Origin of the sequence: Bradyrhizobium sp. HKCCYLS1011 (assembly GCF_051167795.1) — a bacterium.
Classification (GTDB): Bacteria; Pseudomonadota; Alphaproteobacteria; order Rhizobiales; family Xanthobacteraceae; genus Bradyrhizobium.
In genome coordinates, this window is the sequence record NZ_JBNPTT010000001.1 from 336306 (window position 1) to 360371 (window position 24066).

Annotated in this window: 24 protein-coding genes and 1 tRNA gene; 15 read left to right on the forward strand and 10 right to left on the reverse strand. The window is 63.2% G+C overall.

Annotated features, from left to right (window positions below):
• The first annotated feature begins 135 nt into the window (after positions 1-135).
• Both ACQR1W_RS01560 and ACQR1W_RS01565 read left to right on the forward strand, forming a co-directional pair.
• Complete coding sequence (locus ACQR1W_RS01560; protein WP_008971484.1) at positions 136-402, forward strand: type II toxin-antitoxin system Phd/YefM family antitoxin; 267 nt, start codon at positions 136-138, stop codon at positions 400-402.
• An 8-nt stretch (positions 403-410) separates the two neighbouring features.
• On the forward strand, positions 411-677 hold the full coding sequence (locus ACQR1W_RS01565; RefSeq protein ID WP_434849172.1) for a Txe/YoeB family addiction module toxin: 267 nt from the start codon (positions 411-413) through the stop codon (positions 675-677).
• 188 nt (positions 678-865) lie between these two features.
• On the opposite strand, the gene ACQR1W_RS01570 is transcribed toward ACQR1W_RS01565, so the two are convergent.
• Positions 866-2626, reverse strand: coding sequence for a phosphatase PAP2 family protein (locus tag ACQR1W_RS01570; RefSeq protein ID WP_434849173.1), 1761 nt, complete (start codon positions 2624-2626; stop codon positions 866-868).
• Positions 2627-2993: 367 nt separating this feature from the next.
• Here ACQR1W_RS01570 and ACQR1W_RS01575 point away from each other — a divergent pair, with 367 nt between their 5' ends.
• Together ACQR1W_RS01575 and ACQR1W_RS01580 are read left to right on the forward strand one after the other, a co-directional pair.
• Complete coding sequence (locus tag ACQR1W_RS01575; protein ID WP_434849702.1) at positions 2994-3248, forward strand: PilZ domain-containing protein; 255 nt, start codon at positions 2994-2996, stop codon at positions 3246-3248.
• A 50-nt stretch (positions 3249-3298) separates the two neighbouring features.
• Positions 3299-3562 (forward strand): porin, encoded by a 264-nt coding sequence (locus ACQR1W_RS01580; RefSeq protein WP_434849174.1) that lies wholly within the window; start codon positions 3299-3301, stop codon positions 3560-3562.
• Between the two features lie 26 nt (positions 3563-3588).
• On the opposite strand, the gene ACQR1W_RS01585 is transcribed toward ACQR1W_RS01580, so the two are convergent.
• Both ACQR1W_RS01585 and ACQR1W_RS01590 read right to left on the reverse strand, forming a co-directional pair.
• Entirely contained in the window at positions 3589-4230 is a 642-nt protein-coding gene (locus ACQR1W_RS01585; protein WP_434849175.1) for a glutathione S-transferase family protein, read from the reverse strand.
• Between the two features lie 283 nt (positions 4231-4513).
• Positions 4514-4966, reverse strand: a complete 453-nt coding sequence (locus ACQR1W_RS01590) for a VOC family protein (protein ID WP_008968352.1) — start codon at positions 4964-4966, stop codon at positions 4514-4516.
• Positions 4967-5655: 689 nt separating this feature from the next.
• On the opposite strand from ACQR1W_RS01590, the gene ACQR1W_RS01595 reads away from it, so the two are divergent.
• The gene (locus tag ACQR1W_RS01595; RefSeq protein WP_008968350.1) at positions 5656-5958 is read left to right on the forward strand and encodes an HU family DNA-binding protein; all 303 of its coding nucleotides are present in this window, start codon (positions 5656-5658) and stop codon (positions 5956-5958) included.
• 1008 nt (positions 5959-6966) lie between these two features.
• Positions 6967-7260: a hypothetical protein gene (locus tag ACQR1W_RS01600; RefSeq protein ID WP_434849176.1), complete on the forward strand. Its 294-nt coding sequence runs from the start codon at positions 6967-6969 to the stop codon at positions 7258-7260.
• Positions 7261-7322: 62 nt separating this feature from the next.
• Here the strand turns inward: ACQR1W_RS01600 and ACQR1W_RS01605 are convergent, their stop codons facing one another.
• Entirely contained in the window at positions 7323-7484 is a 162-nt protein-coding gene (locus tag ACQR1W_RS01605; RefSeq protein WP_175361094.1) for a hypothetical protein, read from the reverse strand.
• 380 nt (positions 7485-7864) lie between these two features.
• On the opposite strand from ACQR1W_RS01605, the gene ACQR1W_RS01610 reads away from it, so the two are divergent.
• The 3 genes from ACQR1W_RS01610 (at position 7865) to ACQR1W_RS01620 (ending at position 9711) form a co-directional block, all read left to right on the forward strand.
• Positions 7865-8626, forward strand: coding sequence for an SIR2 family NAD-dependent protein deacylase (locus tag ACQR1W_RS01610; RefSeq protein WP_434849177.1), 762 nt, complete (start codon positions 7865-7867; stop codon positions 8624-8626).
• A 200-nt stretch (positions 8627-8826) separates the two neighbouring features.
• On the forward strand, positions 8827-9480 hold the full coding sequence (locus tag ACQR1W_RS01615) for a cold-shock protein (RefSeq protein WP_008968347.1): 654 nt from the start codon (positions 8827-8829) through the stop codon (positions 9478-9480).
• Positions 9481-9634: 154 nt separating this feature from the next.
• Positions 9635-9711 (forward strand) — tRNA-Pro (locus ACQR1W_RS01620).
• A 425-nt stretch (positions 9712-10136) separates the two neighbouring features.
• Here ACQR1W_RS01620 and ACQR1W_RS01625 read toward each other — a convergent pair.
• From ACQR1W_RS01625 to ACQR1W_RS01635, 3 genes are all read right to left on the reverse strand, one after another.
• A complete protein-coding gene (locus tag ACQR1W_RS01625; RefSeq protein ID WP_434849178.1) occupies positions 10137-10541 on the reverse strand; it encodes a translational machinery protein in 405 nt (134 codons plus the stop codon).
• Between the two features lie 118 nt (positions 10542-10659).
• Positions 10660-12180, reverse strand: a complete 1521-nt coding sequence (locus tag ACQR1W_RS01630; protein ID WP_434849179.1) for a SagB/ThcOx family dehydrogenase — start codon at positions 12178-12180, stop codon at positions 10660-10662.
• A 7-nt stretch (positions 12181-12187) separates the two neighbouring features.
• Positions 12188-14458, reverse strand: a complete 2271-nt coding sequence (locus ACQR1W_RS01635; RefSeq protein ID WP_434849180.1) for a TOMM precursor leader peptide-binding protein — start codon at positions 14456-14458, stop codon at positions 12188-12190.
• A gap of 392 nt (positions 14459-14850) precedes the next feature.
• Here ACQR1W_RS01635 and ACQR1W_RS01640 point away from each other — a divergent pair, with 392 nt between their 5' ends.
• Together ACQR1W_RS01640 and ACQR1W_RS01645 are read left to right on the forward strand one after the other, a co-directional pair.
• Complete coding sequence (locus ACQR1W_RS01640) at positions 14851-15348, forward strand: hypothetical protein (RefSeq protein WP_434849181.1); 498 nt, start codon at positions 14851-14853, stop codon at positions 15346-15348.
• Positions 15345-16247, forward strand: coding sequence for a VOC family protein (locus ACQR1W_RS01645; RefSeq protein WP_434849182.1), 903 nt, complete (start codon positions 15345-15347; stop codon positions 16245-16247). The genes ACQR1W_RS01640 and ACQR1W_RS01645 overlap by 4 nt, the downstream gene beginning before the upstream one ends.
• 15 nt (positions 16248-16262) lie before the next feature.
• On the opposite strand, the gene ACQR1W_RS01650 is transcribed toward ACQR1W_RS01645, so the two are convergent.
• Positions 16263-17408 carry an OpgC domain-containing protein gene (locus tag ACQR1W_RS01650; protein WP_434849183.1) on the reverse strand — a complete coding sequence of 382 codons (1146 nt, stop codon included), beginning with the start codon at positions 17406-17408 and terminating at the stop codon, positions 16263-16265.
• A 223-nt stretch (positions 17409-17631) separates the two neighbouring features.
• Between ACQR1W_RS01650 and ACQR1W_RS01655 the strand changes: the two genes are divergently transcribed.
• Positions 17632-17937: an ETC complex I subunit gene (locus tag ACQR1W_RS01655; protein ID WP_008968485.1), complete on the forward strand. Its 306-nt coding sequence runs from the start codon at positions 17632-17634 to the stop codon at positions 17935-17937.
• A gap of 59 nt (positions 17938-17996) precedes the next feature.
• Here the strand turns inward: ACQR1W_RS01655 and ACQR1W_RS01660 are convergent, their stop codons facing one another.
• Complete coding sequence (locus ACQR1W_RS01660; protein ID WP_434849184.1) at positions 17997-18482, reverse strand: Lrp/AsnC family transcriptional regulator; 486 nt, start codon at positions 18480-18482, stop codon at positions 17997-17999.
• Positions 18483-18489: 7 nt separating this feature from the next.
• A complete protein-coding gene (locus tag ACQR1W_RS01665; protein WP_434849185.1) occupies positions 18490-19134 on the reverse strand; it encodes a TetR/AcrR family transcriptional regulator in 645 nt (214 codons plus the stop codon).
• 352 nt (positions 19135-19486) lie between these two features.
• Here ACQR1W_RS01665 and ACQR1W_RS01670 point away from each other — a divergent pair, with 352 nt between their 5' ends.
• Genes ACQR1W_RS01670 through ACQR1W_RS01680 form a run of 3 tightly spaced genes read left to right on the forward strand, consistent with a single transcriptional unit; the run spans position 19487 to position 24032 of the window.
• A complete protein-coding gene (locus tag ACQR1W_RS01670; protein WP_434849186.1) occupies positions 19487-21094 on the forward strand; it encodes a carboxyl transferase domain-containing protein in 1608 nt (535 codons plus the stop codon).
• Between the two features lie 2 nt (positions 21095-21096).
• The gene (locus ACQR1W_RS01675; RefSeq protein ID WP_434849187.1) at positions 21097-23103 is read left to right on the forward strand and encodes an acetyl/propionyl/methylcrotonyl-CoA carboxylase subunit alpha; all 2007 of its coding nucleotides are present in this window, start codon (positions 21097-21099) and stop codon (positions 23101-23103) included.
• 14 nt (positions 23104-23117) lie between these two features.
• Complete coding sequence (locus ACQR1W_RS01680) at positions 23118-24032, forward strand: hydroxymethylglutaryl-CoA lyase (RefSeq protein ID WP_434849188.1); 915 nt, start codon at positions 23118-23120, stop codon at positions 24030-24032.
• Positions 24033-24066: the final 34 nt, after the last annotated feature.

Below are 24066 nucleotides of genomic sequence, written 5' to 3' on the forward strand. Positions count from 1 at the left end.
GCTCTTACCGCCAGACGATTGCACGCCTGACGCCCGCCCAATCCGCCGCCCGCATAGTTCGGCCGCGGTTGACAATAATCTGTATGATGTACAAATATTTGTACGACATGCATAGAGGTGTGGAGGGAGAGCGGAATGGCTCACGTATCTTACAGCGAGCTTCGTAATAATCTTGCAACCTATATGGACGCGGTGTGCGACGATCGCGCGCCGCTCGTTGTCACGCGCCAAAATGCGCGAAGCGTCGTGCTGATATCGGAGGAGGAGTATGAGGCGCTTATGGAGACGGTCCATCTCCTGAAGAGCCCGGCAAACGCCGCTCGTCTTCTGCGCTCGATCAAGGAGGCCGACGAAGGCAAATTGACCGAGCGCGAGTTGATTGAGCCGACGAAAGCAGGCTGAGCGGCGGCATGATAACCGCTTGGACCGAGGACGCTTGGCAAGATTATCTTGAGTGGCAGAAAGAGGACGAGAAAGTTCTCGACGCAATCAACGCCTTGATCAGGGACATCAAGCGCGATCCGTTCAAGGGGCTCGGGAAGCCGGAGCCCCTTAAACATGCTCTGCAGGGCTGGTGGTCTCGCCGCATCACGGGCGAACATCGATTGGTCTATCGCGTCGCCGGTAAAGGCGAAACTCAACAGCTCGATATTGCTCAATGCAAATATCACTATTGAACGGGATCGAGATGAAATGGCCTCACTGGCCGCAATGCGTGCCGCGGTGTCTTGCCGAGAAGTGCTCGGATGAGCCTGCCCAGAACAGCGCAATGCGGTGGGGCCAAGCCTCACCGTGCGCAAATGATGGGATAGGTCGACGGCAATAAGCAGGGGCGCACGCGTCTCCCGCGCGCCCCCGCTCGTGGTCACTGCGGCATCGTCTCGAATGACGGCAGGGTCGCGGCTTTGACGGCGCGGAAGAACGAGTCGTAGCCGTGGACGGCGGCATAGAGATTGAGGCGGCCCCAGCCGTCCCAGGTGTTACCATCGAGCAGCGCGTAGCCCGCCGGCAGCGCGGTGTCGCGCAGGAGCTCGGTGCGCTGCTGCTCCGTCATATAGGGAAAACGCGTGAGCAGCAGCACCTGGGCCTGCACCGGCACGACCTTGGGCGTTCGCATATGGCTCGCGAGCGCAAGCCCGTAGGTCATGCGGTAGGTGTAGCCCCGGGCGTCGTCGGGATCGAGATTGTAGTCGAACATTTTCCAGGCCCGATCGCGCTCGTGATCGGCTCTGGACTCAGTCTTGTCGAGGCACTTCTCGACGCTGCTGGTGCCGCAAGACTGCGCCAGATATTTCTGGGTCTGGGTGTAGGCCTGATAGACCGCGTAGGCAGCGGCATTGGCAGGATTGGTCCAATCGACCCGGTTGCCGTTTGCATCGTAGAGCGCGTTGTAGATGTTGGTCGCGATGATCGCGGTCGCCTCGATGCGGCCGCCGATCACGTCGAGCGGCGAGTGCATGCCGGCGAGGATGCGGTTGTTGCCGAGATCGGCCGCGCGCACCAACAGGCTCTCATATTGCTGTGGTACCAGGAAAGCGAGGCCGAGCGCCTGGTTATAGGCGAGGTTGGTGTGGCCGCTGATATAGGCGCCGTCGCCATAGGGATTGGTGCCGTTGGCGATCTGCCAGAGCAGAGTGGGAACGTTCACATCGGCCGAGAGCCGGAACGGCCGCGGCGCCGTGCCGACGCCAGGGGCATAATCGCCGGCATTGAACGTGGTCGGCGTGAGATTGCCGGAAGCGTCATAGGAGCCGACGTTGGGCACTGTAATCGGCTTGCCGCTATTGGCGCTCACCATGGCCTGGGTAACGGTGAAGCCGCGCACCCAGTTGACGGTGGTGCCGTAGGCGCGCGGAACGGCGAAATTGCTGAAATAGGTCGGCACGACGAATTGCGCGGTGTCGGCGGTGGTGAGGCCGGCCTTGTTGCTCGCCGCATTGTAGTTGCCGTAGCGCGCATCGAGCGGGCTGATCACACCTGACGTGATGGAGCTCGGATTGGTCACCGGAACGGTCGAGCCCATGTAGCGCTCGAACGTGCGCTTCGGCGGTTCGGTCGAGGCGTTGTTGCGGATGGTGTTGTTGAGGAAGTTCGCAGCCGCCGCCAGCGGTGTCGCGCTGCCGTCACCGAAAGTCGCAAAGCCGATGGTGGCACCGTTGAGGTAGTTGATACCTTGCGCGGTCGGCGCGTAATCCTGCAGCGAGGTGATCACGTAAGAGGTTGGGGTCAGCTTTGCCGGCGCCGTGCCGGTCGTGGACGAGCCGATCCCCGTCATGAAATAGGAGGTGAGAGCGCCGAGCCCGTTGAGCACACTGTAGGGCTGCGCCGTGCGGTCATCGTGGATGGCGGCAAGGGTCTGCGCCGGGGTTCGATTCCGCGTCATCCTGATCACGGTCTCGATGTTCTGATCCATGACGCCCGGGCCATGGGCGAGTCGGGGATCGTACTGCGTCAGATTGGCGTAGGAATCGAGCAGGTTCACGATCGTCGAGCCGACCGACGCGGTCGAGCTGTTGGTGAAATTGACCGGCGGCGTGGTTGGAATGCTGCCGGCCTGCGCGGCGAACGGGATGAGCACAGCACCGAGCGCTGCATATTTCCAAAACTTCAACGACGCGGACGACATTCAAAAACCTCAGGATCTTCGATTGCTGAGCCAAGCCGGCTCATTTTGTTGCGCGCAGCCTTGCGCTGATCTGAGATGCGAAGGCCGTCCGGACCTTCCTATCCGTCGATTTTAACCGTTTGGTAACGAACCGCTTCTTGGCAGGGGAAACGCGCCCCTGTCGTCGGAATGCACATGCGGATTGCATTGAAGGGCGCTGTGAAGGGCCAGGTGCGTGAATCTTCTATTGGCTGCTTTCCGCGCCAAGGCTGCAGCCGGCTCAAGGCTGGCTTAACGACCTTTCCTGAGTGATATCAACTCGATCTTAGGAGCTCCTGCGATAGGGATCGCGCGAAGGAGATCGATGCGAATGCCTGCTCCCAAGAGAATGCCTGCTCCCAAGAAACGTGAAGCGCGGAAATCGATGAAGCAGCCGGCGTGGGTCACGCTGGATGGCGGCTTCGCCGTGCGCCACTGCCTCGTGCAGAACATCTCGAGCGCCGGCGCCAAGATTACGCTCGATGACGCGGTTGCGTTGCCTGCCACGATCCGGCTGGCATTCGCGCGCGATGCGCGCACCGGTCGGCTTTGCCAGGTGGTGTGGCGGCGCGGAACCTCGGCCGGGGTCAAGTTCATCGGCTGAGCGTCAGGAGTGGCTGGCGAATAGCCGCCGATGCGACTAAGACGTCGCGCATGTCTAAGCTGTTCTTCCTCGGCGCGGTGCTCTGCCTGTCATGGGCGACGGCGGCACTTGCGCAGTCGCCCGGGCCATCTCTGCTCAGGCCCGACAATCCGACAGCGAACACGACCATTGCAAAGCCGGCTCCACGCACCCGCACGACGGCCAATCCGTGTGCCGCCTATGGCCCAAGCTTCGCGCGTGTTCCGGGAACCGATACCTGCGTGAAGGTCGGAGGTGCCGTGAGCGTCGAGGCGGGGAGTTCACTCCGCCGCTGATGATCGCGACTGCGGCGTGACGCACTCTACGAAAGTGGCGGTGCGACGTAGCGGATGAAGGCCGGCCTGCCGGCGAGGGTCTGGTACCAGCGCGCCAGGTGCGGCAGGTCGGGCTTCTCGACGCCCTCGACGCCAAACCAGCGCCGCGCGAAGGTGCCGAGCGCGATATCGGCAAGCGTGAAGGTCTCGGCCTCGATGTAGTGCCGGTTCGCGAGATGCGCATCGAGGATCCGCCATAGCGCTCCGGCTTCGTCTGCGCATGTCTGCAAGGCGACCATGTCGCGCGCTTCGGGTGGCGTGCGGATCAAACCCCAGAACAGGGGCCGCTCGATCGGCTGCACCGTCGAGAGCGTCCAGTCGAGCCAGCGCTCGACGCCGGCGCGCTGCCGCGGCTCCTTGGGGTAGATCGGCGTCTCAGAGCCATAGGCCAGGCAAAGGTAGCGCATGATCGCATTTGATTCCCACAATACGAAATCGCCGTCGACCAAGGTGGGAATCCGCCCGTTCGGGTTCATCGCGAGATAGTTGGTCTCACCGTTGCGGCCGAACTGCATGCCGGCATCAATGCGGTCATAACCCACGCCGAGCTCGGCTGCGCACCACAGCACCTTCTGCACGTTCACCGAATTAGGGCGGCCCCAGATCGTCAGCCGGTTTGCGTTTGACACGTGGCTCTCCTGCTCCAGCGTTGTTCGCGCGTTGAATAGCCGTTGCGTGCTGCACATGCAAAAAGCCCCGCCGGCGGGGCGGGGCTTTTCGCGGCACGTATCGATATCGGGATCAGTGGCCGAAGAAGAGCCACAACAGAATGATCACCGGAATCGGCACGCCCAACAGCCACAACAGAAGTCCTCGGCCCATGTCCGCCTCCTCGCATTCCTCTCCATTCAATCGGAGGGACAACGCAGTGGCGGCGGTGATGTTCCGGCTTCAAGGAGGTTCTCGGGCGAACTACCAGTGGCCGGTGTTCGGCATCGACAGCCACGGCTCCTGCGGCGGCTTCGGCTCGCCCTTCTGCAACAGCTCGATTGAATGCAGGTCCGGCGAGCGGACGAACGCCATGTTACCGTCGCGGGGCGGACGGTTGATGGTGATACCGAGCTTCATCAGCTGCTGGCAGGTGGCGTAGATGTCGTCGACCTCGTAGGCGAGGTGGCCGAAGAAGCGGTCCTCGCCATAGGTCTCTTCATCCCAATTGTAAGTGAGCTCGACCAGCGGCGCACCGCGCGTCGGCGGCAGGCTCTTCAGCAGATGTTCATCTTCCGGCGCGCACAGGAAGACCAGCGTGAAGCGGCCCTTGTCGTTCTCGATCCGCCGGACCTCCTTCAGCCCGAGCGCATCGGAATAGAATTTGAGCGCGACATCGAGATTGCGCACGCGCAGCATGGTGTGGAGATAGCGCATTGTTCTTGTCTCCTTGGACGAAAGCTGGTGCTCGACGGGGACTGTCGGCCGCGCCGTCCATAGCAGCAAAAGGTAATGTCAGGCAGTGGGTCCGACTGAGCTTTAAATGGGCTCGCGCGGATTTGTTCATCTGTCCCGCGTCAGATCTGGCCGTGATGCCGGACGTTCGCGTGCAGCTGCAACACGGCCGGACGAATCTCCTTACGGGCTAGAAGTACCGGCTGGAAGCCGCCGTCGCGAGCTTGGACGGGGCCGGATCTCGCGCCGCCGCGGCACGCGTCCATGTGTCGCAAAGGCCTATTTTGGCAGTGATTCGCGCATCAGCCGTGGTGCCGGCAGCGTCCGTTCCAGGTCATTTCGCCGCAATTGCGTGAGGAAAGTGTCGCTGAAATCACGCGCAACAGCCGAAAATGCCTTAAAACATAGGGAAAAATGAAACTCGGGGTGCCATATGTGAGCATCCATCCTTGACTTCTGCGCGCGCCGTTGGAATTTTGGCGACGCTGTGGGTGCTTCGGGGCCCTTAAAAACCAGGAGATTCCCGAAAGAACGCGGGGTCATACCACCAGACGACTGAAAGTCCCGGCTGCGCAATGCAGCCAGAAAGCCCCGACCGATCCGCGCTGAAATGCGTGCGAGAGCCGCGCAGTCGTCTAAATCTTTCGTCGGTACCACTCAAAGGAGATACGATGGCTACCCAACTTTCCAAGTCGCAGTTGATCGAGAAGATTGCGACCACGACTGAGCTGTCCAAGCGCGACGTCAAGAACGTCATGGAGACGCTCACCGATGTCGGCCACAAGGAGCTGAAGAAGACCGGAGTGTTCCTGGTCCCCGGCTTTGCGAAGTTCGTGGTGATCAAGAAGCCCGCCACGAAGGCGCGGAAGGGCACCAATCCCTTCACCGGCGAGGAGATGATGTTCAAGGCCAAGCCGGCGCGCAAGATCGTGCGGGCGCGCCCCGTCAAGGCTGCCAAGGACGCGGTGGCCTGAGATCGACGGTTCGGCGCCAACATTCGCATTCCATTGGCGAATGTTGGCGTCACGGGCCGCCAGCGATCTTGCTGATGCGAGCGGAGCTTCTGATTTGGCCTTCGCATCTCGATCTTCCGGCAGGAAGGTCGCAAACGCCAAATCCGCTCCGTGAGAGGCCTCCTGAAAAGGGGGCCTTTTACTTTTGCCGGGTCTTAGTGAACGCGCGCCGGCTTGCTGCTGTGTTCGGACGGATCGGGGAAATTAGAATGGATCAATGTCGCGATCCGTCACGGCGCATCGAGCACGCCAAGCGGCGCTGCAGGTGGCGAAAACGACAGCAGCGCCACAACGGCGGAATATGCTCGCCGCGTGACGCTGCCTCGAAGACTGGGCCCTGAAATCCCCAGCATCCGTAAGTCCCCATGCCCGGCAAAAGGTTCAAAGGAATTTCGCCAAGCGGGAGAGCGGGAGCACCCGCGACCTTCGTGCCATGTTGGCTGACGTGGCTTCCAAAGGAGCCGAGTCGCGCCGGAACATCGGGGGAGATCGAGGTTCGGCCTGGCCCGGATTGGGGATAAGCTATGGTATTTTGCGCAGCAAGCTCCGGGTCGGACGGGAGATTCGGGTCATCGGGCGGCTGTGGATTTGCTGCGGACAAGTCGGTGGACAGCCTGGGGAGCGAAGCACGGTGAACAACCGCGCGGTCAGCGCGCTCAGACGGGTTGCACGCGGCGCGTCGAAGGTCCGCCGATCATCCTTCGTCCCGGCGAACTTCCTCTGAGGCGCCATCGGCGCGCTGCGGCCAATGCCGGGAGGCGATCACGACGAAGCCTCCATAGCCGATGATATTCAACACCAGTTCCAACCATGACGGCATCTGCTGCACCTCGCCGTCAACTAGAACGATTGAACAGCCGACTCGTTCCGTGGTGGTGGATCACGTCGTTCCCGCAACATCGTGTTGTTCCCGCAACCAAAACCAGGCCGTTCGCGTTGATCGCGCGTGTTCAACTGGAGGACATGTGCATGAGAAAAACACTGGCAGCAAAAACAGTGGCAGTCTTGGCGACCGTCGGCGCCGTGGCCGCGACCCCGCTTGCCACATCGGCACCGGCTGAAGCCCATGGCATCGGGCCGGGCTTGGCATTCGGTCTTGCGGCCGGCGCGCTGACAGCCGGCGCGATCGCAGCATCGCATCCATACTATTATGGGCCGGACTATGGCTACTACTATGGTCCGCGCTACGCTTATGGCCCCGGTCCATACGCCTATTACGGCGGCCCCTACTACTACCGCCATCACTATTGGCGCCGCTGGTGACGGCAAGGCCCGGAAGCGCAGCTTCCGGGCCTTCTGCATTTCGGGCTGGCTGCGGCCCCGCGCTATTCTGCGCGCTCGTTCTTTCCGGCTTTCGCCCAGGTCACGGTCGCATATTGCTCACGCTCACGGGCGAATCGCTCCTGCGTCGCCTTGAACCTGGCGACCCGCGCCGTGATCTCCTCGCGCTCCCGCACAAGGCGCTCGTGCTTTTCATTTTTTGTCATGGGTCATCTCCAAATCCGCGAATCGCATGCGCGGATGAGCGGTCGTGATTGGGGCACGAGTGCGGACACGGTCCGCGCACTGAAATGTTGCTCACTGATTTCGCCCACCGGGATGGGCGCGGGTGCGAGCGGCGGAAATGCACAGATTTCACACCGAGCTCGCCACCGGATTTCGGCTTCGAGAACTGGCCGCGCCGTTGATGATGGAAAGGGCAGGGTCGATTCTTGTGAGGCTCGTCACTTCTCGCGAGCAATGACGGCTCAGGGCCCCGTCCCCGAAGCTGCATGACAGGGCTCCGCAGACGGCGGTCGGCAGGAAGGCTGCAACGCGTGGGGCCGTGCTATGATTGTTATGGCCTTTGTCGTTTGGAATGCCGTCCATGATTGCAACGGATCTCCAGAGCGGTGTCGCCGTACTCGGCGATATGATCGCGGCTGCCAGCGTTATCGTGCCCTTTACCGGGGCGGGAATCTCGACGGAATGTGGCATTCCAGACTTCCGCTCGCCGGGCGGGCTATGGACCCACAACCGGCCGATTCCGTTCGATGAGTTCGTGATGAGCCAGGATGCCCGTGACGAGGCCTGGCGGCGCCGCTTCGCCATGGAGGCGGTGTTCGCGCACGCCAAGCCAGGGCGCGGCCACCGCGCGCTTGCCTCGCTCTACCGCGCCGGCAAGATTCCCGCGGTCATCACCCAGAACATCGACAATCTGCACCAGGCCTCCGGCTTCGCAGCCGATCACGTTGTCGAGCTGCACGGCAATACAACCTATGCGCGATGCATCGGATGTCGGCAAGAATATGACCTGGCCTGGGTCAAACAGCATTTCGAGGCCGGAAAGGCCGCGCCGGATTGTCCAGCCTGTGGCGATCCGGTGAAGACGGCGACCGTCTCGTTCGGCGAAGCGATGCCGGAGGAGGCGATGCAGCGCGCCACCGAGCTTGCGCAGCATTGCGATCTGTTGCTCGCGATCGGCTCCTCGCTCGTGGTGTGGCCCGCTGCCGGCTTTCCGTTAATGGCCAAGAACGCAGGTGCGAAGCTTGTGATCATCAATCGGGAACCTACCGAACAAGACGACGTTGCCGATCTCGTCATTCGTCACGACATCGGAGAAACCCTGTCACCCTTCGTCCGCAACTGAACCGAAACTGATTCGCGCCTGCGCAAGGCTGTTCATAGGTTCTAACCACTCCGATTTTTATCTATGCGCGAGGCAAGGGAATGTTATCTTTTGATTCGAGAGATTCGCGTGAATCATCGTGAGTAGTGGTGATAAGCGCGCGTCATGGGGGGCGCCGTTGCAGGGGTGGCGGCTCACAATCATATGTGAGGTCCGGGGTTATGGGGTCGGACGGATTTGAGTCCAAGAAGCTCGGGGTACCGGTGCCTGGTGGATCAGCACCAAGCCGGCTCGGGGGAGAGTTTCCAGGCGGTACCACACGCGATTCGGCGATTGATGCGTTGTCAGGTCTCGGCGAGAATCTTGTCGAAATTAGCGGCGTGATCAAATGGTTCGACGCGTCGAAGGGATACGGGTTCATCGTTCCCGACAATGGATGGCCGGACGTGCTGTTGCACGTCACGGTGCTAAGGCGCGACGGCTATCAGACGGCGTATGAGGGAGCTCGGCTGGTCTGTGAGTGTGTGCAGCGCGCCAAGGGCTACCAGGCCTTCCGCATCGTCTCGATGGACGAGTCGACCGCGATCCATCCAGCGCAAATGCTGCCACCGCGGACGCATGTCACGGTCACGCCGACCAGCGGGCTGGAGCGTGCGCAGGTGAAATGGTTCAACCGGTTGCGCGGTTTCGGCTTCGTCACGTGCGGCGAAGGTACCCCGGACATCTTCGTTCATATGGAAACGCTGCGCCGCTTCGGGATGACCGAGTTGCGTCCCGGTCAGTATGTGCTCGTCCGCTATGGGCCCGGCTCCAAGGGGATGATGGCGGCGGAGATCCATCCGGAGACGGGATCGCCCGCGCTGTCCTCCCACTGATCCTGCCTGAATGGTGCGAGATGACGCAGTTGTGAACTGCGCGTTCCGTCTCCTTCAGGTTGAGCCGCAGCCGGCGGCCCCTGCCGAACCCGCCGGTCCGTATCGCCTTGCTGCGGACGCCGGGAGCGTGTAGGACGTCGGGCCATCAAGGCATCGGGGTATAGCGCAGCCTGGTAGCGCGGCAGTTTTGGGTACTGCAGGTCGTTGGTTCGAATCCAGCTGCCCCGACCACCCCCATTTGAAATCACCGCGCGCGGACGCAGGCACCGAGATGATCTGGTCGCCGCGGCTACTGCGCTGTCTCGGAACTTTAACACTCGCGCTTGGCGGCGATGACCATCATCTGCACGCAATGCGCGCATGATCCTCACGCGCGATGGCGCTTCCGGTCGTGGGCAGTTGCGATCCGCAAATGGTGCGGGGCTGTCTGAAATAAAAATTCGGATGCTCCCGGAGCGGCAAACTCGAGAGCATCCGAAGTGGAGCGGCTGAATCCGGGGAAGGAACATCCGCCGTGGTTACCTTCGCTTGAATCGAAATCCGGCGTCTTTGCGCTAGATCAACCGCGTTACGCGCGATCGTCGCACCTGACGCCAAGCATCGGACATCAAGCAAAAGGGCGGCAGCAGAACATGCTGCGGAAAGGGTGACAGCTGTCAGCCAGCAGTGCCGGTCGCAACGCGCGGCGGCAGCATTTTGAAGTGCTGCTTGGCGTAGGCAATGATCTGACGGTCGCTCGGATGATCGGCCGGCTCGACCGCGACGACGCGCTTGCCGATCGCCGGATGCTTGTCCTGTAGATAGTGGGCAAGCTCGGTCTTCGCCCCGGCCGGTCCGATGATGAGGATCTCGCCGGCGTCGCTGAGCGCGCTCGCGACCTCCTCGAGGAAATGCTCGTCGGTCGCCGCGTGCCCGCTGCCGATCGCATTGGCCTTGTGGTGCAGATGGCGCGTCGGCAGCTGCGGATGCAGCGTCATCTCATCGGCACCGGTGAGGCCGATATGGAACACCTTGGCCTCGGCGTGATCGAGCCACACAACGGCATGAAAATGGGTCGGCATGGATCTGGTCCTGTCAGCAGGGCCGTATCCGGATCGCGCGAGCAGACGCGCAGCGGAGCACGGCGGTATGTTGATGGCAGACTCTTAGCCGGGGCTGTCCGGCCGCGATTGACCCAGGTCAACTGCGCGGCTCCGCCGCGGACCCCTCATCGGCCTGGTCGATGGGCCGGCCCAGCGTGAACTGGCCGACCGGGCCCTCGACGTGGAACGGAATGCCGGTCGCCTTTTCGAACAGGTCGATATTGCAGGTGCCGACGGCGCAGGCGCCGAGCCCCAAATCGGCGGCCATCAGATAGAAGGTCTGCAGCAATCCGCCGACGTCCTTCAGGGTTAGCGCGTAGGCGATCGCGCTGTATTTCCAGGCCAGGCGCGCAAAGCGCGAGGCGACCGTGATCAGTATCTGCGGACGGCCGGCGGCATCCATCGCATACTGGGCGGAATCCAGCATGTCGGCGACGAGCGCGGGCTGGGCTGGAACCAACGAGAGCGCATGGGCGTCGGCATCGTAATGGTAGAAGCCGGAAGCCAGGCCGTCGCAACGGGCCACCGCCAGGTACAGTTCGAGTTCGTAGGCGCTGCCCGCGGACGGGTAGGGCCGTCGCGTGTAGTCGAGGACCGGACTATCGGCTTCGTCGTCGAGGCTGCTCTCCCAGCGCGACAACACCCGGGCGGTGCCATCCAGAAACAGCGAGAGTTCTGGCAGCGTGATCGGCCTGACCTCGTCGTGGTCGCGTACCGAATGCCGCGCACGAAACAGCTTTGCGGCTTGTGAGACCGTTTCGGCCGGCTCCGGGAGCACGCGCTGAAGATCGATGCGTTGGCCAGGCCAGGGTGGCCGGATCGCAGGCGGCGGTTCGATCCAGCCGACATAGGGATAGACACCGCCGAGCGGATTGGCCTGACGGCCCTCGGCGCTGCGGGCATGAAACAGAAGGTCGTGGAAGTCCCACATGACGAGCGCCGGGTCGCCCTCGCTCGGACGGCGGCCGTTATCATCGGGACGCTCCAGCCGGAACAGGATGCCACACGCCAGCAGCAGAGCGAGCAGGTCCGTGCCGGGAAAACCGGAGATCGCCCGCAGCTTGCTGACCTTCTGCGGTGCCGCCAGCACCGTCAGCATCGCCGCCACGGCCGGGTCACCGATCCGAAACAGCGCGCTGGCGCGGGGGGATTCCAGCACCATCTCGCCGGCGCGCCGGCGCAGATAGGCGAAACGCGACAGCACGATGGTGTCGCTGTTACCAAGCTTCGCCAGCTGTGGCTGATAGTCCGGCATCTGCGGCTCGATCACCGCGACCTCATGGGCACCGGCCTTGCGCGTCAGCGCGTATTCGACCAGGCCTTGACGCGCGAGCTGTTGCACCAGGCATGCGATCTCATGATCGGCCGGCTTGCTGCCTGCCAGAGCAGAGAGCTTGATACCATCCCGCAAGCTCAGCGCGCGCTTGGCGGCGGCCTGGCTGAAGCTACCGAAATCGAGCGGATAGTCGTTGACGACGGCCGTCAGGCGGCTGCCGGCTGCAGCCTCAAGCGCAACATGCGGGCTGAGACGCACCGAGAGCACGAGCGATGCAGGTCGTTGAGCCGGCGCTTTCGCGGTTCTTTTCGCAGCGGTCGCCTTTTTCGTGCGCTTGGCCATGATGCCATCAGGTGTGCGGCAGGAACGGTGTCAGCTCGTGCTCCGGGATCGGCGCCTCGCGCAGGCCGAGCTTGACCGGCACCTCATACAGCCGGCCGGGGGCAAAGCGCCGGTAGAAGTGCCGCAGGCCGGGCACGATGACGCGGACCACGGAGACGCCGACATCGGGCCGGGTCTGGTCGAGCACCAGGAAGTCATATCCAGCACGCCTTGCGATCTCCACGCAGGCATCGACCTGCTCGCGCGTGGTGCTGCGCGGGATCGGAAGCCCAAGCTCCGGACGCGGGATCGGCTTGTCGGCCGGCAGCAGGAACGGGTGGTCGTCGAGCTTGAGCGGGGTCACGCCGTCGAGGCTCGGCTTCTCGCCGGAGCCGCCGCCCATCAGTCCGATCGCGAGGAACTGGCTCAGCTCGGTCATGGCACGCAACAGGGCGATGCGTGGATCGAAATGCGCGCCGGAGCCGAACTCGATGTTCTCGTGGCCGTCCTGCATCCAATGCATGATGGCAACGAAGGTCGGCACGCCGAGATCGCTGGTGATGTCGAGCACCCACAGCTTGCGCCCGGCCTCAGTAAACTGGTGACGGAGATCGCTGACGTAGGAGTCCTCGAAATGGTCGAGGTCAACGGCCGCGCGCTGCGAGCGGTTGTACCACCAGATCGCGTAGGAATCGCGCTCGACCAGTTCGAGGAAACCCTGCACGATGGCTTCCTCCAGCGTGTTGCCGGCCGCACAGCCGTTGGAGTCGGCATGGAACGAACGCGGCCCGCTGTAGAAGAAGTAGAGCTGGCTGGTCGGAACGTACCTGAACTTGTTGTCGCGCAGTGACCACACCGGCGACCACTCGATCTTCGCGGTCGGATCGAAGGGCTCCGGCGCCGGCTGGGTGTCGTCGTGATGCGTGTGGTCATCGCGATGCTCATATTGGGCATCGCTGAACAGCAGGATGTCGTTGGGCTTGAGCGCATCCCCGTCCGCGAAATCCGTGAAGCGCTTGGTGGCGCGGATCTCGTCACCCTGGAAGATGCCGGAATAGCGCTCGATCGCCTCCATCAACGCGCTGGCTTCACCCTGTTCGGCGGTCGAGCCCTTTCCGAAGCTACCGCCCTCAAGACCCGATCTCAGCTGGCCGACGCTCTGGGCCGGCGCGGAGAAATTATGCTGCGCAAAGAAATTGGTGTTCATCGGCAGGTCGGCATCGATCCGCTCCAGCCGCTTGACCACGCCGGTCAGCGGACTGACATGCCGCCTGAACCGCGCCACGGTGGCGCGCGCGGTCACGGTGCGATAGCCGCCTGAGGTGATCAACAGTTTGGCGCCGGGGCCGAGCGTGATCGGCTCGGGCGCGCGGCGTGGATTGACCAGCTTCTTGTCGCCGCAGGTCGGGCATTGCGGGCGCTGGGCGACGTAATGCCTGGCGATGTTGGCGCCGGTCAGGTCGTAGCTCAGAATGTGATCGCGCAGGTCGGTGCGGAATCCGGTCGCGATCGCCTTGGCGATCTCGACGGCCGCGAACTGGATTGCATTCTGGCCGAGCGGGTTGCGGGCCAGGGGCGACGTGGCTACTGCGCGGGCGCCGCCGCGGTCAAGAAAGCCTTTGACCTCACGGTTGCGGATCATGCGGTCGAACAGGCACGTCCAGCAGGCTGTGTGGCCGGGATTGAACACGGGCCCGACCAGCGGCGCCACTCCGGACGGCTGTACCAGCAGCCACGGCATCTTGTCGGCCACGCGCGTCTGGTTGAGCGCGATGAGTTGCCCTTCCAGATAATCGTTGACCAGCGTGACGGTGAGGTCGGGCGAGCGATTGACCACGCGGACCCCAAGCTTGCCGAGCGCCGCAGTCAGCTCGGCCGCGCCCTTCACGTCGATCGCTTCGATCCGCACCTTGTGGTTGGCGAGATTGCGCGCGGCCTCCTCGGGCGGCAAGCCGATGCTCGCCCAATAGCCGGCCGACACGTCGTGATTGGCGGCTGCGCCATTGACCACATAGCGACGCTCGAGCAGGCGGTTGATCGCCTCTTCGACCTTGGCTGCGGGAAAGGTTTTCCCGAGCTTGGCGATCAGGTCGCCTGGATTTTTTCCGCCCTGGCCGATCGCAGATGCGAGTGCACAATAGAGCTCGCCGTGGAGGAAGAATTTTCGGTCCTCGGAATAGATGCAGACCACATCCGGCGGCATCACATAGGCGGTGAAGTTCGGAGCGAATTGCAGCGTGGTCTTGCGTGAGGCCGAACCGGTCCGAGAGCGCGCCGTTTTTGTCGGGCGTGTAGTCATGGCTTGCGTCCCTGCGAGTGTGTGCCGGCGATGCCGCGCGACCGGGGACAGCCTGTTTCGGTAACAGGAATGTGCTGGCGCTGGAGTGACATAGCGGGGAAGGTTGGGGAGGGCATGTCAGCTGAGAAGATCTGGCCCGAACGGGGAGCTCGGCTGACGATGCGGTCAAGACACAAATCAGCCGGGTCGACCTCGTCGGACCCGGCCATGAGACAATCTCCTCGATCAGCAGATCGATGGGCTGAGCCGCTCAGCAGAGGCGGCAGGCGCCCCACGAGATGCAGCAACCGCCGCAGCCTCCGCAACCGCCACACCGGCAGCCACGGCAACCGCGACACCCGCAGCCGCGGCAACCACGGCAGCCGCCGCAGCCACGCCACGCGGTCTGCACCGTGTTGCCCGCATTCTCCTTGTCGAACAGGTGGAATGTCGAGAGCGAGACGTCAGCGATTTCCTCTTCGCTGAGCGTGATCGGATGCGTCGCGGACAGGTCAACCGTCTTTGGAGCGTCAGCAGCCGGCATCGTCGCGGCCGAGGCGCCGATCATTGAGAAACCCAATCCGGCCGCACCCAGCGCGGGCACGGCGGCCTTTACCGCACGCTTCCGTTTAGAAGCTGGCTTCGTCTGTGACATTAAAGTCCTCCATTCCCAGAAGGTTTGTGCCGATCCGCCCCGCTTGATAGTACGCTGCACCTTCGAGTCATGCAAGGCAGGAGAAGAATTTGCTTGTTGTAACGTTTTGCTTTCATTCATCTTTGTGAACGTGAGCGACGTCGTGCCGAAGCGGAATCGTCACAATCATCATGGCTCGATATTGTTCCTTGATCGCGGCGCATTCGTGTTTCGGTGCGGCGTTGCAGCAAGCGTGCGTGAGAGGCTGAGCTCATGACCAACAATCATGGACATTTTGTGTGGTACGAGCTGCTGACCACCGACATGGCCTCGGCGGAGCGCTTTTATCGCGAGGTGCTCGGATGGGGCGCGCGTGATGCATCGACAGAGCAGTTTCCCTATCGGCTGTTGACGAGCGCCGAAGCGCCCGTGTGCGGGCTGATGGCCTTGCCGGCGGTGGCGTTGCAGAGTGGTGCGATGCCGCGATGGGTCGGCTATGTCGCTGTCGACGATGTGGACGGTGCCGCGGAGCGCCTCGGCGCCATGGGAGGTCGGGTCTATGTCCCGCCGACGGACACCAACATTGGCCGGATTGCCGTGGTCGCGGATCCGCAGACGGCGACGCTGGCGCTGGTCGAAGGGCTGAAGCTCGCGCCGCAGCCGGCGACGGGCGACCTGGTTGGGCGGGTCGGCTGGCACGAGCTCCTGGCAGGCGACGGGCCAGCCGCCTTCAGCTTCTATCGTAGATGGCTGGGTTGGCGGCAGGCCGCAGATGACGTCGGGGTGATCGAGGGCTACCAGTTGTTCTCCGCGGGCGCAGAGACCATCGGGGGCATCTTCACCAAACTGGCTCGCGCGCCGTTCCCGTTCTGGCTCTATTATTTCAATGTTGACGATATCACGGCTGCGCTGCAGCGCGTGTCGGCACTTGGCGGCCGGGTGGTTCAGGGACCGCTGGATCTGCCGGATGGCATCTGGGTTGCCCGTTGCATCGATCCGCAGGGCGCAATGTTCGCTGTGCAGGGTAAGCGCGTCGGCCGTGCGGCCGGGGAGCCGGCTGACGTCGAGGTCGGCTGGTCGGCGGAGTGGGGCGGCTTTGCCTCGCGTGGCCGGATCGTCACTAGGCCGGCGTCTGGATCGTCTCCGCAACGAGAATCGCGGAAGCCCCGACGCTAGCGCGGCGCGGATCGCTCAGGTCGGTTTTGGCGCCGGCTTGGGCAACGGCTTGTCCTGGCGCTTCGACCAGGAAATGTAATAGGCGACCGTGGTCATGATGGCGATGCCGGCAACGCTGACCAGGATCTGGGCGAGCAACGAGCCCGAGCTCATCATCAGCGTGAAGTGTGCGACGAAGGAAAGGAAAACGCCGACGCAGAACACGGCGAGCGATTGCTGACCGCAGACCACCAAGGGATCGAAGACCTTCCACTCCAGTCCCGCCCAGCTCTTCGGCACGAAGCGGATCACCAGGATCACGATCACCACGAAATGCAGGAAGCGATAGGGGGCGAGGTTGGTCTTGTCGTTCGGATTGAACGCGCTGTACAGCCAATCCGGAAACAGCGCCCCGAAATCGGGAAAGCGGCCGGCCATGGTCATGATCAAGGCGAACAGCAGATAGGCCAGGCAGAAATACAAGGTGAACGGTGCCATGATGATCGACATCGACCGCCGGGCGCCGCCGAGCGCACACCACGAGCCGAACACGAACAGCACCTGCCAGCAATAAGGATTGAAATACCAGGTGCCCTGCGGATAGGCGGCGAAATTCCAGCCGAAATTGCGCGCCGCCAGCCAGAGCACGATGGAGGCGGCCATCGTCAGATCGGGTTGGCGCAGCATCAGCCACAGAACCGGCGGGAAGAACCCCATCAGCACGATGTAGAGCGGCAGCACGTCCAGATTGACCGGCTTGAACTTCAGGATCAGGCCTTGCCCAAGCGTATCGGTGGCATGATCCACCAGGCCTGCGACGTTGAATTCGCTGATGATGTCGGAATCGCCAAAGCGGCTCGCGAGATAGCTGATGGCCGCGATGTAGATCACGAACAGGACGATGTGGGCGACATAAAGCTGCCAGACCCGCTTGAACAGGCGGGTGGCGCCGACGATGAAGCCGCGCTCGATCATCATTCGTGCGTAGACGAAAGAAGCGGTGTAGCCGGAAATGAACACGAACAGGTCGGCGGCGTCGCTAAACCCGTAATTTCGTGTGGTGATCCAGTTCACCACATTGTCGGGAATGTGATCGAGAAAAATCGCCCAGTTGGCGATCCCGCGAAACAGGTCGAGCCGGAGGTCGCGTCCCTTCTCGGGCAATGTGGCCTTGATGTCCATGGGTCGGCTTCAACGCGCTTGTTTCGATGACGATTATCCGGAAGCAGGAGAGCCCCGCGGCAATCCTCCCAGATTGTCACGGGGCGGCAGAATGACTATACGGACCAGGAAAACGTGCATCCAGGGTAGGAATCACCGATCACATTCCTGAAAGGTGCCTCTAACCCATCCCGAAAATTTCCGCCACGCGCTTTCCTATCGCTCTGAGGGGCCCCGATCATCCATGACCGCACGAATTTTTAAGCCGGCCAAGAACGCGATGCAATCCGGTAAGGCCAAGACCCGGGAATGGCAGCTCGATTACGAGCCGGAGCAGCCGCGCGCGATCGAGCCTTTGATGGGCTGGACCTCCTCGTCGGACATGAAGCAGCAGCTGACCTTGCGCTTCCAAACCAAGGAAGAAGCGGTGGCCTATTGCGAGCGCAAGGGCATCCCGTACGAGGTGATCGAGCCGAAGGAGCCGGTGAAGCGGCAGATCGCCTATGCCGACAACTTTTCGTTCCGCCGCGGCGAGCCGTGGACGCATTAAATTGGACCCATTGAACTGGGCGCATTGAGTTTGACGCCTTGAGGCGGCGCCGCTGCGTGCTATTTCGATAGGGGCGGCGGCTCGACCGGCAGGGGAGCGTCTTTCGCGACGCCGAGCACCGGGAAGCTTCGGATCGCGCGGATGCCGGGCAGGGCGGCAAATTGCCGAAGCTGCCGGCTCATGCCTTCTACGCTGGACGAGACGCATTTGAGCAGAAAGTCGGCTTCGCCCGACAGGCGCCAGCATTGCTGGACCAGGGGAAGCGCCGCGATCGCGGCTTCGAACGTCTCGATCGCGCTCTGCTGCTGGCTCGCGAGCTGGATCGCGACGAAACTGACGACCTCGTAGCCCAGCGCCTTCTCGTCGAGGTTGGCGCGGATCGTCTTGATGACCCCGCTGCTCCTCAGCGCGCGCACCCGCCGCAGGCAGTTGGAATGGGAGATGCCGATCCGGTCGGCAAGGTCGTTGTTGCGCAGCCGGCCATCGGTCTGGAGTTCCGCCAGGATCCTGCGGTCGATCTCGTCCAGGGTCACGTCCTGTGCCATGCGATCCTCAGCCGGCGCGTCGCGCGCTGCTGCGCTTGCCGTCCAGGCCAAGCTGTGCGGCTTGCGGCATCACGCCGGACAGGACGAGCTTCTCGTGGGCTGCGATGATCGCCTCCCGGGTCAGCCGCCCGCCCGGGCGATACCAGTTGCAGAGGCCGGTCAGGAGGGCAAGGATCGCGAAGGTCGCGACCTGGATATCGACGACCTCAAAGACACCCTCGGCGACCCCGTCGGCAAGAATGTCGGCGAGCCGCTGCTCATAGGTGCTGCGCAGTGCCACGATCGCGGCGTAGTTCTTAGGTTCCAGGCTGCGCAGCTCGGAATTGGCAATGAAGACCTCGCGCTTCCTGGTCATGTGATAGGTGAGGTGGAAGGTCACGAAGGCCCGTAGCCGCTCGGCCGGTCCCTGCCTGTCCCGCAGCGCCTGTTCGAGCGCGCGGAGCAATGTGTTCATGTGATCCTGCACCAGATCGAACAGCAGCTCCTGCTTGGTGCTGATATGGTTGTAGAGCGAGCCCGGCTGGATGCCGACCTCGGCCGCAAGCTGGCGCAGGCTCATCGCCGCATAGCCGTGTTCGAAGATCAGGCGCAAACCCGCTTTCCGGATCGCCTCCATTGTGGTCGGACCGTGTGAGCCGATCGTGCGTGCCATCTCGCGCCTGTCCCATCGCACTTGCCCGAAGGCAAATCGCCCGCCGAAACGCGCATGCTGAAAATGAAGTGGAAACGGGCGGTCGTTCGTATCATGCTGGCATAAAAACGTTGGTATTTCAATAATCTGAAGCAATCATGTGGTGAAGAAAACTACCGCTTGAGTGCTTGATAAAAAAACGTATGATCGTTTAATTACAGGGGAGAGTCATGCCGGGCGAGCCAAGCCATGCGGGTGGGGACAGCCTGCACGCAAAGATGGTAGACCCGGTCGTCACGCGGCCGGGCCCAGATTCCGGTGCGCTGGACCCGAGTTTCAACGGCCTCCCCACCTTGCAACCCAGGCGCCGGTGATGACGCTTCATTCGACGATTGATCCGGCATCCTCGGATTTTGCGCGCAACGCGGAGGCGATGCGTGCGCTGGTCGCCGATCTCCGCGCCAAGCTCGGCCAGGTGGCCGAGGGCGGCGGCGAGGCCTCGCGCAGCCGGCATCTGGGGCGCGGCAAGATGCTGGCGCGGCAGCGCGTCGATCTGCTGCTCGACCCCGGCACGGCCTTCCTGGAGCTCTCGCCGCTCGCGGCCTACGGCCTCTATGGCGGCGATGTGCATTCAGCAAGCATCGTCACCGGGGTCGGGCGGATCGCAGGTCGCGAATGCGTCGTGGTCGCCAACGACGCCACCATCAAGGGCGGCACCTATTACCCGATGACGGTGAAGAAGCATCTGCGCGCGCAGGACATCGCGCGGCAGAACAATCTGCCTTGCGTGTACATGGTGGATTCCGGCGGCGCTTTCCTGCCGCTGCAGGACGAGATCTTCCCCGATGAGAGGCACTTCGGCCGCATCTTCTACAATCAGGCGCAGATGTCGGCGCAAGGAATCCCGCAGATCGCGATCGTGATGGGCTCCTGCACCGCAGGGGGAGCCTATGTGCCGGCGATGTCGGACGAGAGCATCATCGTCCGCAATCAGGGCACGATCTTCCTCGGCGGCCCGCCGCTGGTAAAGGCCGCGACCGGCGAGGTGGTGAGCGCGGAAGAGCTCGGCGGCGCCGACGTGCATTCGCGCCAGTCCGGCGTGACTGACCATTATGCGCAGAACGACGCCCACGCGATCGGGATCGCGCGGCGGATCGTTTCGACCTTCAAGCCGCCGGGCCCGCGCGCTTCGCTCAACATGCGCGAGGTGCGGGAGCCGATGTTCGCGCCGGAAGAGATCTATGGCATCGTTCCGGTCGACGGCCGCAAGCCGTTCGACGTGCGTGACATCATCGCACGCGTCGTCGACGGCTCCGAGTTCGACGAGTTCAAGAAGCTCTACGGCCAGACCCTGGTCTGCGGCTTCGCTCATATCTGGGGCTACCCGGTCGGCATCATCGCCAACAATGGCATCCTGTTCAGCGAGAGCTCGCTGAAAGGCGCGCATTTCATCGAGCTGTGCTGCCAACGCGGTATTCCGCTGGTGTTCCTGCAGAACATCACCGGCTTCATGGTCGGCAAGAAATACGAAGCCGGCGGCATCGCTCGCGACGGCGCCAAGCTGGTGACGGCGGTCGCGACTGCGTCGGTGCCGAAATTCACGGTCGTGATCGGAGGCTCCTACGGCGCCGGCAATTACGGCATGTGCGGCCGCGCCTATGCGCCGCGTTTCCTGTGGATGTGGCCGAACGCGCGGATCTCCGTCATGGGCGGCGAGCAGGCAGCCATGGTGCTGAGCCAAGTGCGCCGCGACAACATCGAGGCCAAGGGTGAAAGCTGGCCTGTCGAGGAAGAAGAGAAGTTTCGCGCTCCCATCCGCGCGCAATATGAGAGCCAGGGCAATCCCTATTACGCGACGGCGCGGCTGTGGGACGATGGTGTGATCGACCCTGCCGACACCCGGCTGGTGCTCGGGCTTGGGCTTTCCGCCGCGGCGAATGCGCCGATCGAGCCGACCAAGTTCGGCCTGTTCAGGATGTAGTGATGGCCCATCCCGGATTGTATCGACGTTTTCGCAAGCTCCTGGTCGCCAATCGCGGTGAGATCGCGGTCCGCGTCATCAAAACTGCGCGCGCGATGGGCCTGAAGACCGTTGCGGTCTATTCCGAAGCCGATCGTAACGCCATGCATGTCGCCATGGCCGATGAGGCTGTGCTGCTCGGACCGGCGCGGGCCCGCGACAGCTATCTCAACATTGCGCGGCTGATCGAAGCAGCTCAGCTGACCGGCGCCGAGGCTGTGCATCCCGGCTATGGCTTTTTGTCGGAGAGCGCGGAGTTCGCGCAGGCCTGCCTCGATGCTGGCCTCGTCTTCGTTGGGCCGACGCCGGCCATGATCACGGCGATGGGCTCCAAATCGGGCTCGAAATTCCTGATGGAGCAGGCCGGCGTGCCGCTGGTGCCCGGCTATCACGGCGAAGCCCAGGACGAGACGACGCTCGCGAGCGAAGCGGCGCGGATCGGCTTTCCCGTGCTGGTCAAGGCATCCGCCGGCGGCGGCGGGCGCGGCATGCGCGTGGTCCATTCGGCGGGCGATCTTGCGGCCGCGATCACCAGCGCCAAGCGCGAGGCCAAGGCGGCGTTCGGCGATGATCGCGTGCTGGTCGAGAAGTTCGTCGAGAACCCGCGCCACATCGAGGTCCAGATCGTCGGCGACAGCCACGGCAATCTGGTGTCGCTGTTCGAGCGCGAATGCACTCTGCAGCGCCGGCACCAGAAGGTGGTCGAGGAGGCGCCGTCACCGACACTCGACGCCACGCAGCGCGAGACGGTCTGCGCCGCCGCGCGACGGGCGGCTGCGGCCGTGGACTATGTGGGGGCCGGCACCATCGAGTTCGTCTCCGACGGCAAGGACGTGTTCTTCATCGAGATGAACACCCGTCTGCAGGTCGAGCATCCTGTCACAGAGCTGATCACCGGCGTTGATCTCGTCGCGTGGCAGCTCAAGGTCGCCTTTGGCGAGGAACTGCCGCTCAAGCAGGACCAGATCAGGCTGAATGGCCACGCCATCGAGGTGCGGGTCTATGCCGAAAATCCCGCCAAGAACTTCATGCCGTCGGTCGGCACGATCAAAACCTGGCGTTTGCCCGCCGAAACCGCCGGATTGCGCGTCGATGCCGGCTATCGCGAAGGCGATTCCGTCTCGCCCTACTACGATGCGATGCTCGCCAAGGTGATCGCCTGGGCGCCGACGCGGCAGGCCGCGATCGATCGGCTGAATGGCGGTCTTGAGGAGACGGATGTCCGCGGCATCGTCACCAACATCCCGTTCCTGTCGGCGCTCGTGACGCATCCGAGCGTGCGCGCCAACGCGGTCGACACCGGCTTCATCGAGCGTGAATTGCAGGCACTGACGCCGCCGGCCGCAGTCGCCGGCGATCTGGAGCTTTGCGCGGCTGTTGCCGCCATCCTCGCCGAGGAGCAGCGCAACGCGGCACAGGACGGGTCCTCGCCATGGGGCAGCTCCGGCTGGATGCCGGTCGGTCGCCGCCAGCGCGTCTTCGCTTTCCGGGAGCGGCAAGGCGGCGTTGAGCACAAGGTGACTCTCGCTTACGGACGCGGCCCATCTGCGCTCTCCATCGGCGAGCGGGAATTCTCGTTTGCCTCGCGTCCGACTGGGAACGGTGGGCTTGATCTTGTGCTCGACGGCTTGAAGTCCCATGTGGTGGCCGTTCTCGAAGGCCACGAGCTCTACTTGCGTACCCGCAATGGGCGGTTCGACCTGCATTGGATCGATCCTTTCGGCGGTGATGCCGAGGAGCAGACCGGCGAGGACAAGATCGTTGCGCCGCTGCCGGGTACCGTTGTGGCCCTACTGGCCGAGGAGGGCACAACCCTGGAAAGGGGCGCCGCGATCCTGACCTTGGAAGTCATGAAGATGGAGCAGACCTTGCGCGCGCCTTTCGCCGGCGTGCTGAAAGCCATCAAGTGTAAGGTCGGCGACATCGTCCAGGAAGGTGCCGAGCTCGCGGAAGTCGAGCCGTCGTCCTAATCAGGGAGGCCGCCATGAGCGACCGCGTCCGTATCATCGAGATGGGCCCGCGCGACGGGCTGCAGAATGAAAAGACGCCGCTCAGCATTGCCGACCGCATCGCGTTCGTGCGGGCACTGGTGGGGGCAGGGCTCAGCACGGTCGAAGTGGGCGCCTTCGTGTCGCCGAAAGCGATCCCGCAGATGGTCGGCTCCGACGAGGTGATGCGGGGCGTCTCCCAGCTTGGCGGCGAATTCCACGTGCTGGTACCGAATGTGAAAGGCTATGAGGCGGCACGTGCGGCGGGGGCAAAGGTCATTTCGGTGTTCGCGGCCGCATCGGAAAGCTTCTCACGCGCCAATATCAACTGCTCGATTGCGGAATCTCTCGAGCGCTTCAAGCCCGTGATCGCCCATGCCAAGACCGACGGCATCAAGGTGCGAGGCTACGTCTCCTGTGTGCTCGGCTGCCCTTATGAGGGCGCGATCAAGCCGCAGGCGGTCGTCGATGTTGCCAAAGCCCTGTGGGATCTCGGCTGCTACGAGATCTCGCTCGGCGACACCATCGGTGTCGGCACACCGCGCCAGGCGCGCGAGATGTTGCGCGCGGTCGGCGGCGACGTGCCGCTTGCGCACCTCGCCATGCATTTCCACGACACCTATGGCCAGGCCTTGGCCAATCTCTATGCCGGGATGGAGGAGGGCGCCCGCGTGATCGACGCCGCCGCCGGTGGACTCGGTGGCTGCCCGTTCGCGCCGGGCGCGACCGGCAATGTCGCGACCGAGGACGTCGTCTACATGCTCGAAGGCATGGGCATCAGGACCGGGGTCGACATGGAAAAACTGTTGGCGACAACCAACGAGATCAGCCGCCTGATCGGCCGGCCACCGGTGAGCCGGGTGGCCGCCGCGCTGAATGCGAAGAACAAGCGAATGGCGAGTAGCGAATAGAGGGTGCATTTCCCCTCATCGCTACTCCCTCGTC